12 protein-coding genes are annotated in these 12,202 nt (G+C 60.3%); 10 read left to right on the plus strand and 2 right to left on the minus strand.

All coding sequences use genetic code 11. The features are described from left to right. The first annotated feature begins 177 nt into the window (after positions 1-177). On the plus strand, positions 178-1,134 hold the full coding sequence (locus BLR20_RS09490; RefSeq protein WP_010428336.1) for a bestrophin family protein: 957 nt from the start codon (positions 178-180) through the stop codon (positions 1,132-1,134). An 82-nt stretch (positions 1,135-1,216) separates the two neighbouring features. Here BLR20_RS09490 and BLR20_RS09495 read toward each other — a convergent pair whose 3' ends face one another. Further along, entirely contained in the window at positions 1,217-2,134 is a 918-nt protein-coding gene (locus BLR20_RS09495; protein ID WP_010428338.1) for a LysR substrate-binding domain-containing protein, read from the minus strand. Positions 2,135-2,321: 187 nt separating this feature from the next. Between BLR20_RS09495 and BLR20_RS09500 the strand changes: the two genes are divergently transcribed. From BLR20_RS09500 to BLR20_RS09540, 9 genes are all read left to right on the plus strand, one after another. Further along, entirely contained in the window at positions 2,322-3,071 is a 750-nt protein-coding gene (locus BLR20_RS09500; RefSeq protein ID WP_032613754.1) for an SDR family NAD(P)-dependent oxidoreductase, read from the plus strand. A 100-nt stretch (positions 3,072-3,171) separates the two neighbouring features. After that, on the plus strand, positions 3,172-4,473 hold the full coding sequence (locus BLR20_RS09505) for an MFS transporter (RefSeq protein WP_003409041.1): 1,302 nt from the start codon (positions 3,172-3,174) through the stop codon (positions 4,471-4,473). Positions 4,474-4,491: 18 nt separating this feature from the next. After that, entirely contained in the window at positions 4,492-5,340 is an 849-nt protein-coding gene (locus BLR20_RS09510; protein WP_054992946.1) for a transketolase, read from the plus strand. Further along, positions 5,337-6,356: a transketolase family protein gene (locus BLR20_RS09515; protein ID WP_010428354.1), complete on the plus strand. Its 1,020-nt coding sequence runs from the start codon at positions 5,337-5,339 to the stop codon at positions 6,354-6,356. Before BLR20_RS09510 ends, BLR20_RS09515 begins: the two co-directional genes overlap by 4 nt. Positions 6,357-6,405: 49 nt before the next feature. Beyond that, positions 6,406-7,359: an alpha/beta hydrolase gene (locus BLR20_RS09520; RefSeq protein ID WP_054992945.1), complete on the plus strand. Its 954-nt coding sequence runs from the start codon at positions 6,406-6,408 to the stop codon at positions 7,357-7,359. Positions 7,360-7,400: 41 nt separating this feature from the next. Continuing rightward, positions 7,401-7,688 carry a YceK/YidQ family lipoprotein gene (locus BLR20_RS09525; protein ID WP_054992944.1) on the plus strand — a complete coding sequence of 96 codons (288 nt, stop codon included), beginning with the start codon at positions 7,401-7,403 and terminating at the stop codon, positions 7,686-7,688. A 28-nt stretch (positions 7,689-7,716) separates the two neighbouring features. Continuing rightward, on the plus strand, positions 7,717-8,202 hold the full coding sequence (locus BLR20_RS09530; protein WP_054992943.1) for a P-loop nucleotide/nucleoside kinase family protein: 486 nt from the start codon (positions 7,717-7,719) through the stop codon (positions 8,200-8,202). 218 nt (positions 8,203-8,420) lie between these two features. Beyond that, positions 8,421-10,166, plus strand: coding sequence for an OPT family oligopeptide transporter (locus tag BLR20_RS09535; RefSeq protein WP_054992942.1), 1,746 nt, complete (start codon positions 8,421-8,423; stop codon positions 10,164-10,166). A 63-nt stretch (positions 10,167-10,229) separates the two neighbouring features. Then, positions 10,230-10,391 (plus strand): DUF2986 domain-containing protein, encoded by a 162-nt coding sequence (locus tag BLR20_RS09540; protein WP_074594668.1) that lies wholly within the window; start codon positions 10,230-10,232, stop codon positions 10,389-10,391. 1,168 nt (positions 10,392-11,559) lie between these two features. Here BLR20_RS09540 and BLR20_RS09555 read toward each other — a convergent pair. Further along, the gene (locus BLR20_RS09555; RefSeq protein ID WP_004406575.1) at positions 11,560-12,186 is read right to left on the minus strand and encodes a glutathione S-transferase family protein; all 627 of its coding nucleotides are present in this window, start codon (positions 12,184-12,186) and stop codon (positions 11,560-11,562) included. Between the last annotated feature and the right edge of the window lie 16 nt (positions 12,187-12,202).

Genomic DNA, 12,202 nt, shown 5'->3' on the forward strand with positions numbered 1-12,202 from the left:
ACTGGACTGTCGCCGGGGGTTACAGCTGTTGGCATGGGCCGTCATGGTCAAGACAGGCGTAACTGTTTCGCCACCATGGAGAATTAAGCGAGCTTTAAGCCTCGGTCAGTAAGTTTGCAGCGTGGTGTGTTGATTGACCGCGCCAAACCTCTTCCAACCCAGCAAAGGAGTGCCGCAATGCCTGGTCCTTTTGAAAAAAAATGGCTGTGCATCAGCAGAACGGTCACCTACGTTGGCTGGTCACTGTTCTGGCTTCTGCTCTGGGACGTGGCCGTGACCATGGACTTCATGTTGATTCAGGGTGCGGGGATAGATCTCCCACTGATGCCACTCACGCTTCTTTGCTCGGCATTGATCGTGCTGATCAGTTTTCGCAACACCAGCGCCTACAACCGCTGGTGGGAAGCACGCACGTTATGGGGCGCGATGGTCAACAGCTCGCGCAGCTATGGCCGCCAGGTGCTGACCTTGATTGAAGGCAACATTGAAGGCAATGCCGATGAGCGCGGCAATCCGGTGAAAGAAATGCTGTTCAATCGCCACGTGGCTTATCTGCGGGCACTGCGCGCTCATTTGAAAGGCGATGTCAGCAAAGCCAGACTCGAAGGGCTGTTATCGGATTCCGAGATTCAGCGCGCACAAGAGAGCAACAACTTTCCCAATGACATCCTCAACGGCTCGGCGGCCATGATCTCCGAGGAGTTTGCTGGAGGGCGAATCGACAGCATTCGCCTGGCGCGACTGGAGTCGACCATGGTCGAACTGTCCAACTGCCAGGGCGGCATGGAGCGCATCGCCAATACACCGCTGCCCTACCCGTACGTCTATTTCCCCAGACTGTTCAGCACCCTGTTCTGCATCATCATGCCGCTGAGTATGGTGACCACCCTGGGCTGGTTCACCCCGGCGATATCCACGGTGGTCGGCTGCATGCTGCTGGCAATGGACCGCATCGGCACTGACCTGCAAGCCCCGTTCGGCGCCAGCCAGCACCGGATCCGCATGGAAGACCTGTGCAACACCATCGAGAAGAACCTGCGCTCGATGTTTGATGCGCCGGCGAGGCAAAAGCTGATGACTGACCCGCAAGACCCGCAGGGCAGTGCCTGGCAACCGCATCGACTGGTCGTTTAGAAGCAGTTGACTGGCGTGCCCATGCTCCACGTCGGCACGCCGGACATTGAGCATCACATTGCCAGACCACAGGCAGTGCGATTCAAAACACAAATCCCTGCCCCAGTTCGCTTTCCATCCATTCCAGAAATCGCCTGACTCTGGGAAAGCCGGAGTGCGCTTTGGGGAATACCAGATGGTGCGCTGCGACTGGTGCAGTCAGGGTTTGGGGGGCGACTTCGATCAGCTCGCCAGTGGCCAGGTACTTTTGCGCCAGCAGCGTACTTTCCAACGCAAACCCCAACCCGTGGCTGGCCGCTTCGAGAGTCATGTACGAGCGGTCGAAACTCAGCGCGTAGGGTTTTTCCGGGCGAGCCAAGCCATGCCGGGCAAACCATTCAGGCCATTTCAGCAATGTGGCTTCGGAGAGAATCAGTTCGCAGTCGAGCAAGCCTGCGGCGCTCTCTACCGGGCGCCGCGCCAATAATTGCGGAGACGCCAGCACAGCAAATTTCTCGTCACGCAAGGTGCGCACTTCATAGCTTGGCCAGTTCGGCCTGCCATGGCGGATATCCACGTCGATCTTGTCCCTGCTGAAATGCAACGACTCATAGGAACACGACAGGTTGATCTGAATGTCCGGGTGGCTTACCCGAAAGGCTTCCAGCCTCGGCATCAGCCACAGCAGCCCGAAACTGGGCGCGGAATGCAGACGCAGGCAATCAAGGCTGACATCACTGGCGGCACGCTCGGTGGCGACGGCAAGACTGTGCAGCACGCCAGAGACATCTTTCAGGTACTGCTCACCGACTGGCGTAAGGGTCACACCACGGGCGGCCCGAACGAACAGCTGGCGACCAATCAATGCCTCCAGACGAGCCAGCTGGTGGCTGACTGCCGACGGCGTCAGGTCCAGCACTTCGGCTGCTCTGGCCAGATTGCCAAAGCGCGCCGTCTGCTCGAAGGCCTGAAGCGCTTTCAGCGGTGGCAGGCTCTGAGGTGCATCGTCATCAGGCCGCATGGATGCTCCGATGTGTCCGATTATTTGAGTTTCTTTCATTCAACCACTCGCCTGCCGAATTGACGAGAGGTGAATTTTTTTCAGCATCCAGTGATTTTTGCGGCATTGCTCAGGACCGGCACCGGGAACACTCTGAAGTCATCGATCACCCGAATCGAACCCATAACAATAATCAGAGGTAACCCTCATGCTTCTTCAAGGCAAAATTGCAGTGATCACCGGCGCGGCGTCGGCGCGCGGTATCGGTCGCGCAACCGCGATCACCTTCGCCAGCCACGGCGCACGCGTGGTGATTATCGATCTCGACGAGTCCGCGGCACGTGATGCCGCCGCCGCACTGGGCGAAGGCCATCTGGGTCTGGCAGCCAACGTCGCTGACGAAAAACAGGTTCACGAGGCCGTCACGAAAATCATCGCGCACTACGGTCGCATTGACATCCTGGTGAATAACGCCGGTATCACACAGCCGATCAAGACCCTGGACATCCGCCCTTCCGATTACGACAAGGTGCTCGACGTCAGCCTGCGCGGCACCTTGCTCATGTCGCAAGCGGTGATCCCGACCATGCGCGCCCAAGCCTCGGGCAGTATCGTGTGCATGTCTTCGGTCTCCGCCCAGCGCGGCGGCGGCATTTTCGGCGGGCCTCATTACAGCGCAGCGAAAGCCGGCGTACTGGGCCTCGGCAAAGCCATGGCCCGGGAATTCGGCCCCGATCAGGTGCGTGTCAACTCCATCGCCCCCGGCCTGATCCATACCGACATCACCGGCGGCCTGATGCAGGACGAGCGACGCCACACGATTATCGATGGCATCCCGCTGGGTCGTCTGGGCGCGGCGCAGGACGTGGCCAATGCCGCGCTGTTTCTGGCCAGCGACCTGTCGTCCTACCTCACCGGTATCACGCTGGATGTGAACGGCGGCATGCTGATTCACTGACCGCGAGTGGACGGGCTGGCAAACAGCCTGTGTTTGTTCTGGATCGACGATACGCCAGGCGGTTGCCTGGCGGTCTATAAAAACAAGAGATCAGACCATCATGATAACCACCATGACCCTCGACGCGGTGTCGACCACGCGCGCCAATGCCTACCGCAAGACCGCCTGGCGACTGATGCCGTTCCTGATGCTGTGCTACCTGTGCGCTTATCTCGATCGCGTCAATGTCGGCTTCGCAAAGCTGCAGATGATGAACGACCTGGCCTTCAGCGAAACCGTCTACGGGCTGGGTGCAGGCATGTTTTTCATCGGTTATTTTCTTTGTGAGGTGCCCAGCAACCTGATTCTTCACCGGGTCGGTGCCAGACGCTGGATCGCCCGCATCATGATCTCCTGGGGGATCATTTCCGCACTCTTCGCCTTCGTCGAAACCGCCTGGCAGTTCTACGCCCTGCGCTTTCTGCTCGGGGTGGCGGAAGCCGGACTGGCACCCGGTCTGCTGCTGTACCTGACGTACTGGTTCCCCTCTTATCGCCGCGCGCGCATGACCGTGCTGTGGTTCATCGCCATCCCACTGTCCGGCATGATCGGCGGCCCGCTGTCGGGCTACATCATGACCCGCTTCGCAGGCGTTCATGGCTGGGCCGGCTGGCAATGGATGTTCGTCCTCGAAGCGATCCCGACAGTGATCGTCGGCCTGCTGGTCCTGAGCTATCTGAAGGACGGAGTGCATCAGGCGACATGGCTGTCCGCTGAAGAAAAGGAGCTGGTCAACAAGGAGCTGCAAGAAGACAACAGCCAGAAAGTGGTACACGCGTCGGTAGGCGCCTTCATTCGCGACAAGCGTCTGTGGCTGCTGGCGTGCATCTACTTCTGCGTGGTGATGGGCCAGTACGCGATCACCTTCTGGCTGCCGACGCTGATTCGCAACGCGGGCGTTTCCGACCCGCTGCATATCGGCCTGATGACCAGCCTTCCCTACCTGTGCGCAATCGTCGTGATGCTGTTGATGGGGCGCAGCGGCGACAAGCATCGAGAACGCCGCTGGCACCTGGTCGGCCCGATGATCGCAGGCGCGCTCGGGCTGAGTCTGGCGGCGCTGTTCGGCGGCAATCTGCTGCTGTCGGTGCTCAGTCTGTGCCTCGCCGCAGCGGGCATTCTCTCGGCATCATCAATGTTCTGGATGCTGCCCACCACCCTGCTGGGCGGGGTATCGGCGGCCGCCGGGATCGCCGGAATCAACAGCTTCGCCAATCTCGCGGGCTTCTGTTCGCCCTACCTGATCGGCTGGATCACCACCACGACCGGCTCAAGCGCCATCGGCATGTACCTGATTACCGGCGTGCTGTTCATCGGCGCTTATCTGGTGCTGCGCATCCCTGCCGCCTCGGTCAATCGTTGAGTCCACGGAGTAATCACCATGACAGCCACTACTTTATCTGCGCCAGCCACCTCACTGGCGCAGCGTGCCCATAACATTCGCCGGCACGCATTACGCATGGGTCAGGTTCAGGGCCAGGGTTACGTCGGACAGGCGCTGGGCGCTGCGGACCTGCTCGCCGTGTCCTATTTTCACGCGCTGAACTATCGCCCTGAAGACCCTGACTGGGAACAGCGCGACCGCTTTTATCTGTCGATCGGCCACTACGCCATTGCGCTGTACGCGGCGTTGATCGAGGCCGGCATCATCCCGCTCGACGAACTGGAAACCTACGGCTCCGACGACAGCCGACTGCCCATGTCAGGCATGGCCACATATACCCCGGGAATGGAAATCACCGGCGGCTCACTGGGTCATGGGCTGGGCATTGCCGTGGGGGCCTGCCTGGGCTTGAAGCGCAAGAACTCCAGTTCCTTCGTATACAACCTGCTGTCGGACGGTGAATTGAACGAGGGCTCCACCTGGGAAGCGGCCATGTCCGCCTCGCACTGGGAGCTGGACAACCTGATCGCGATTATTGATGTGAACAACCAGCAGGCCGATGGCCACTCAAGTGAAGTACTGGCTTTCGAACCCATTGTCGATCGCTGGCAGGCGTTTGGCTGGTTTACCCAACGGGTCGACGGCAACGATCTTGACGCGCTCGTGGCCGCCTTCGACAAGGCGCGCCAGCATGACGGCACGCAGCCCAGGGTGATCATCTGCGACACAAAAATGGGCAAGGGCGTGGCGTTTCTGGAAACCCGTGAGAAGACCCACTTCATCCGTGTGGATGAGCATGAATGGGACGTCGCACTGAATAATCTCGACGAGGGGAAAACCGTATGAGTTCTGCCAATCACACCTCGGCTCCGTCCGTGGCCACGAAGAAAAAACTGACCACCTCGGCGATGATCGCGTCTATCGCGTCCGAGGGTCAGGCCACTCGCCCGGCTCCGTTCGGCCATGCATTGGCGGCACTCGCGGAGCAACGTCAGGACATCGTCGGGCTGTCGGCTGACCTGTCGAAATACACAGATCTGCACATCTTCGCCAAGGCGCATCCCGAGCGTTTCTATCAAATGGGCATGGCCGAACAGTTGCTGATGAGCGCAGCGGCCGGCATGGCCCGGGAAGGTTTCGTACCGTTTGCGACCACTTATGCCGTGTTCGCCTCCCGCCGCGCGTATGACTTCATTTGTATGGCGATTGCCGAAGACAACCTCAATGTCAAAATCGTCTGCGGTCTGCCGGGCCTGACCACCGGGTACGGACCCAGCCATCAGGCCACCGACGACCTGGCGATCTTTCGCGCCATGCCCAATCTGATGATCGTCGACCCCTGTGATGCACTGGAAATCGAGCAGGCCGTACCGGCGATCGCAGCGCATCAGGGCCCGGTGTACATGCGCCTGCTGCGCGGTAACGTGCCTTTGGTGCTGGACGAGTACGGTTACACATTCGAGATCGGCAAAGCCAAGACACTGCGCACTGGCAACGACGTGCTGATCATTGCCACCGGCCTGATGACCATGCGCGCACTGGAAGCGGCCAAGCAGCTGCAGGCTGACGGTATCGACGTGGCAGTGCTGCACGTACCCACCATAAAACCGCTGGACGAACAGACCATTCTCGCTGAGGCCAGAAAGCCAGGCCGACTGGTGGTGACGGCCGAAAACCATTCGGTCATTGGCGGGTTGGGCGAGGCAGTGGCGACGGTGCTGCTGCGCAATGGCGTGACGCCCACGTTCAGGCAGATCGCACTGCCGGACGCTTTTCTCGACGCTGGCGCGCTGCCTACACTGCATGACCGTTATGGCATTTCCACGCCCGCCGTCTGTACGCAAATCAAGGCGTGGCTTTAAGCACTGGCAGGCGCAGGGGCTTATACCCCTTGTGCCTCGGGAGCACGTATTGAACGCCAATGAACTACTGGATCCGGCCTATCGCTCGTTCATGGATGAGCCGTCGAGCTACTGGACACTGCACACGCTTGCCGAGATAAGGGCTCGCGTCAGCGCCACCTGGTCAGCCGCCGCCACAGCATGCAGCGAACAACACTGGACTTCCTCCGATTCAGACAACGGCATCAGGCTGTGTCTTTATCGCCCGAACCTTTCGCTCCCTCATAAGGGGCTCCCCGTCATCCTGTATATCCATGGCGGCGGCTTTGTGCTTGGCAGCCCGGAGATGGCCGATGATTACCTCGCAAAGCTGGCCGTCGAGCTCAAGGCAATAGTCATTGCCGTCGACTACCGGCTTGCCCCCGAGCATCCGTTCCCGATCCCGCTGGAGGACTGTTACGCAGCGCTGGAGTGGATATTCTGCAATGGGCCGGCGCACGGCATGAACACCGGCCACGTGGTGATCATGGGCCACAGCGCCGGCGGCGGGCTTGCTGCCGCGCTTGCCCTGCTTGCAAGAAACAGGGGGATTACGGCAATCGCCGGCCTGGTGCTGATCTACCCGATGCTGGATCACCGCACAGGCGCGCCCGACACTCCGCCAGCCAACCCGACTACCGGCACTTTCAGCTGGTCGCGTCAGGCCAATCATTTTTGCTGGGAATGCCTGCGCGGTGACTACGCACTGGACGATGATCGCAAGGCCCTGTTCTCCCCGGCACTGGCCAACGAACTGAGCGATCTGCCGCCCACCTTTATCGGCGTCGGCGCACTCGATCTGTTTCTGGAAGAGGATCTGGCCTTCGGGCTGAGCCTGTCACGCTCGGGGGTGCCGGTGGAATTGCATGTCTACCCAGGCGTGCCACATATGTTCGATCAGTTGCCGGGGGAGCAGACCACGCAGGCTACGCAAGATATTGCCCGCGCCGTGCGCAGGATGATCGCCGCAGGGTTATGCGACTAGAATGACGCACATGTTGCATCAATCCGGAAACAAGGGAATGTATGTTCAAGCAATGCCTGTTACTCGCTGCGTCGATATCACTGAGCGGCTGCTGGAGCCTGATGTATCACCTCGATGGTGAACGTTGCGTCTATCCCGGCACACGGCACGGCTGGGCATGGGGTACTAAAGACGTCGCATCGACCTGGCCCTGGCTGATAGACGTGCCGTTCTCTCTGGCGCTGGATACGCTGCTTTTGCCCTACGACCTCACCGCTTTTCTGCCGGAAAACCTTGGCGGTGATGATCGCGAGTGCCATTTCAATGATGGGCTGAATGTGCTTGGTTGACAGGCACCCACAGAGTAAGGACACGTTGATGCTCGCCACCAGACTTCACCTCCTGTGCGGCAAGATCGCATCCGGTAAATCGACACTGGCAAAATCAATCGCGACCGAGCATTCAGCGATCCTGCTGAGTGAAGATCAATGGCTCTCTCGGCTCTACCCCGACGAGATCACATCAGTGGCGGACTACGTGCGCCTGGCCCACCGGATTCGCGACATCATCGGCCCTCTGGTCATCGACATGCTGAAGGCCGGCATGTGCGTGGTTCTGGATTTCCCTGCCAATACGCTCGCCGACCGCCAGTGGCTTCGCAGCCTGGCTGACGACGCGCAGGTTAAGCATCGACTGCACTTTCTTGATGTGGAAGATGATATTTGCCTTGCCAGACTGCATGCCCGCAACGAAAGAGCCGAGCATGACTTTGCGGCTACAGATGCGCAGTTCAGGCTCATCACCCGCTACTTCCAGACTCCCCACACTGATGAGGGGCTGGATATTCTGGTTCACGGCCTGTAACTCACCGCCTGTAACTCACCAAAGGGTGCGTGGCGATGTCCTTCCGGCACTCTGTTTTCTGAGGTTCCTGCAACAGGCACCCTGCTTAGCCGGTCGGCGAAGATCGGAACAGACGTATGCCTTCACGCCACCAAGCAACGAAACCTGTCATATGAACCTTCGGCCGATATGGCGCTCACTTTATAGGTTGCCTTGTCTCATTGCCGAAAGGAATTCGCATGCTTTCGACCTCACCAGCGACCCCTCTTGCCAGCCCTGTCGAGCGTGAACTCAGTCTACGCGCGGTCATTACCGGGGTTGTGCTCGGTATCCTGTTGACGCCTTCCAATGTGTACGCCGGGTTGAAGATCGGCTGGTCGTTCAACATGTCGATCATTGCGCTGTTGATCGGTTATGCGATCTGGCAAGGGCTGTCAAAGCGCTCGTCCGCGCAGCTGCCGTGGACGCTGCATGAGAGCAACATCAATCAGACTGTCGCCTCCGCCGCTGCGTCGATCATTTCCGGCGGACTGGTCGCGCCGATTCCGGCTTATACCTTGCTGACCGGCCAACAACTCGATGCCATCCCGATGATCGCCTGGGTCTTCTCGGTGAGCTTTCTGGGGATCTGGATTGCCTGGTATTTGCGGCCGTCACTGCTCAATGACACATCGCTGAAATTTCCCGAAGGCATGGCCACTCTGGAAACCCTTCTGCACATCTACAATCATGGACGTGAAGCTGCGACGCGCCTCAAGGTCCTGCTCAGTACCGCGTTGCTGTCGGCGCTGGCCAAATGGATCGACACGTTCATATGGGCGTTCCCGCGCTGGTCGCCAACGGCTCAGCTGGAGCGCCTGACCTTCAGCGCTGACCCTTCGCTGCTGCTGGTGGGGTTCGGGGCGATTATCGGTATTCGCGTCGGCCTGACCCTGCTGATCGGTGCCTTGCTGGCCTGGGGCGGCCTGGCGCCGTGGCTGCTGGAACAGGGGCTGGTGACGTTACCGGCCGACAGCAGCGGCCCGCAGTTCGCTGCGCTGGTGGAATGGTTGCTGTGGCCAGGCGTGAGTCTGATGGTCTGTTCGACGCTGGCTTCTCTGGCCATCCGCCTGTGGACACTGCACGCTTCCACCAAGGCCAGCGGCGGGACGCCCTGGTCAATGCCCAGGCCCGGACCGGCCGCCGGTTTTGCGCTGGCGATCCTGCTGGTCGTCAGCCTGCAGGCGCTGTTGTTCGGTATCAATCTATGGATGGCATTGCTGACCATTCCTCTGGCGATCTGCCTGGCGGCCGTGGCGGCTCGCGTGGTGGGTGCCACGGGTATTCCGCCTATCGGGGCAATCGGGCAGTTGTCGCAACTGAGCTTCGGCATCGTCGCGCCCGGTCAGGTGCCAATCAACCTGATGAGCGCCAACACGGCCGGCGGTTCAGCCGGGCAATGCACCGATTTGATGAATGACTTCAAGGTAGGCCGGGCGATCGGTGCCACACCACGTAAACAGCTGATTGCCCAGACCCTGGGGATTTTCGTCGGCAGTATCGTCGGGGTCCTGGCCTATATGGCGCTGATCCCGGACCCGCAATCGATGCTGCTCACCGAAGAGTGGCCAGCCCCGGCAGTGGCGACCTGGAAAGCGGTGGCGCAGACGCTGACGCACGGTCTGGACTCGCTGTCGGCGAGCATCCGCTGGGCAATTTTCATCGGTGGTCTTGCCGGTTTGCTGCTGGGCATCCTTGACAGCACACTGCCCGCTCACCGCGCCAGGTACCTGCCCAGCGCCGCAGCACTGGGCCTGGCCTTCGTACTGCCAGCCTCGGTGTCGTTGATGATGGCGCTCGGTGCAGTGCTCACCTGGCTGGTGAACTGTCGCTGGCCATCGCTTACCGAACGCTTCGCCATCACCGCTGCGGCTGGCCTGATTGCCGGCGAGAGCATTACCGGCGTAGGTGCGTCGTTGTGGCAGATGGTTCAGAACGGCGGGTAGCCGGGTGCCTGGCGCGACAGGCAAACTGCTATGCTTCGCGCCTGTACAAGCGAGTTGAAGAACATGAATCGTCGCAAGAAAATCCAGCAGTTGCTGAAAGCCCATGCCAAAAAGGCCAGCACCAAACTGGCCCCGCAGAGCAAGGCCAAATACATCAGCAAGGCCGACCGCGTGAAGCTGGCGGCAGAAGCGGATCAGGACTCGATCAGCCCGTCCGAAGGCTGACCCGCAACGTAAGCGCCATCGTGCGATGCTCTGCGTCTTATGCCGTTCCGGACGCTCTGCGTCCTCTTGACGACGCAGAGCGTCTAGAACTGCATTCCCACGCTGGAGCGTGCGGAACGATCATCTCAACTATCGTGCGACGCTCCGCGTCTTGTGCCGTTCCGGACGCTCTGCGTGCTCTTGCGACGCAGAGCGTCGAGAACTGCATTCCCACGCTGGAGCGTGCGGAACGATCAGCCCCAATATCGTGCGACGCTCCGCGTCGCATGCCTTTCCGGACGCTTTGCGTCCTCCTGCGACGCAGAGCGTCGAAAGCTGCATTCCCACGCGGAGCGTGAGGAACGATAATCTCAACTATCGTGCGACGCTCCGCGTCGCATGCCTTTCTGGACGCTCTACGTCCTCTTGACGACGCAGAGCGTCGAAAGCTGCATTCCCACGCTCGAGCGTGCGGAACGATCAGCCCCAATATCGTGCGACGCTCCGCGTCGCATGCCTTTCCGGACGCTTTGCGTCCTCCTGCGACGCAGAGCGTCGAAAGCTGCATTCCCACGCGGAGCGTGAGGAACGATAATCTCAACTATCGTGCGACGCTCCGCGTCGTATGCCTTTCCGGACGCTCTGCGTCCTCCTGCGACGCAGAGCTTCGGGAACTGCATTCCCACGCTGGAGCGTGCGGAACGATCAGCCCCAATATCGTGCGGCGCTCCGCGTCGTATGCCGTTCCGGACGCTCTGCGTCCTCTTGCAACGCAGAGCGTCGAGAACTGCACTCCCACGCTGGAGCGGCGGAACGATCAGCCCGAATATCGTGCGACGCTCCGCGTCGTATGCCTTTCCGGAAGCTCTGCGTCCTCCTGCGACGCAGAGCGTCGAGAACTGCATTCCCACGCTGGAGCGTGCGGAACGATCAGCCCGAATATCGTGCGACGCTCCGCGTCGCATGCCTTTCCGGACGCTCTGCGTCCTCTTGCGACGCAGAGCGTCGAGAACTGCATTCCCACGCTGGAGCGTGAGGAACGATCAGCCCCAATATCGTGCGGCGCTCCGCGTCGTATGCCGTTCCGGACGCTCTGCGTCCTCTTGCGACGCAGAGCGTGCGGAACGAGAGGTGTCCGGGAGAACACTTCTCGTAACTATGCGCAGCGCAAGCGCTTCAGACGCGGCTGTTACTTGGCAAAAGAATATTCCCCGCCCTGCTCCAACGCCTTGCGGTACGCAGGCCTGCCTTGCAGTCGTTCAACCCACGCGGTCACGTTCGGGTAGGACTGCAGCATTCCCTGGGCTTTGGCGAACTCGCCGATAAAGCTCATCTGAATGTCCGCACCACTCAACTCGTCGCCAAGCAGATAAGGCGTCAGCCCCAGGGCTTCGTTCAGATAGCCCAGATAGTTGGCCAGCTCCGACTGGATACGCGGATGCAGCGGCGCACCCGCGTCACCCAGGCGTCCGACATACAGGTTGAGCATCAGCGGAAGAATCGCCGAGCCTTCGGCGAAGTGCAGCCATTGCACGTATTCGTCGTAGGTAGCGCTGGCAGGGTCAGGCTGCAGACGACCGTCGCCATGACGGCGAATCAGGTAGTCGACAATGGCGCCGGACTCGATGACGACATGCGGACCATCTTCGATGACAGGTGATTTGCCCAGCGGATGCACGGCCTTGAGCTCGGGTGGCGCCAGGTTGGTTTTCGGGTCGCGCTGATAACGCTTGATTTCGTAGGGCAGGTCGAGCTCTTCGAGCAACCACAGAATACGCTGCGAACGTGAGTTGTTCAGGTGATGGACAGTGATCATGTCGGGCTCCGCCGGG

It is taken from the genome of Pseudomonas congelans (assembly GCF_900103225.1).
GTDB lineage: Bacteria > Pseudomonadota > Gammaproteobacteria > Pseudomonadales > Pseudomonadaceae > Aquipseudomonas > Aquipseudomonas congelans.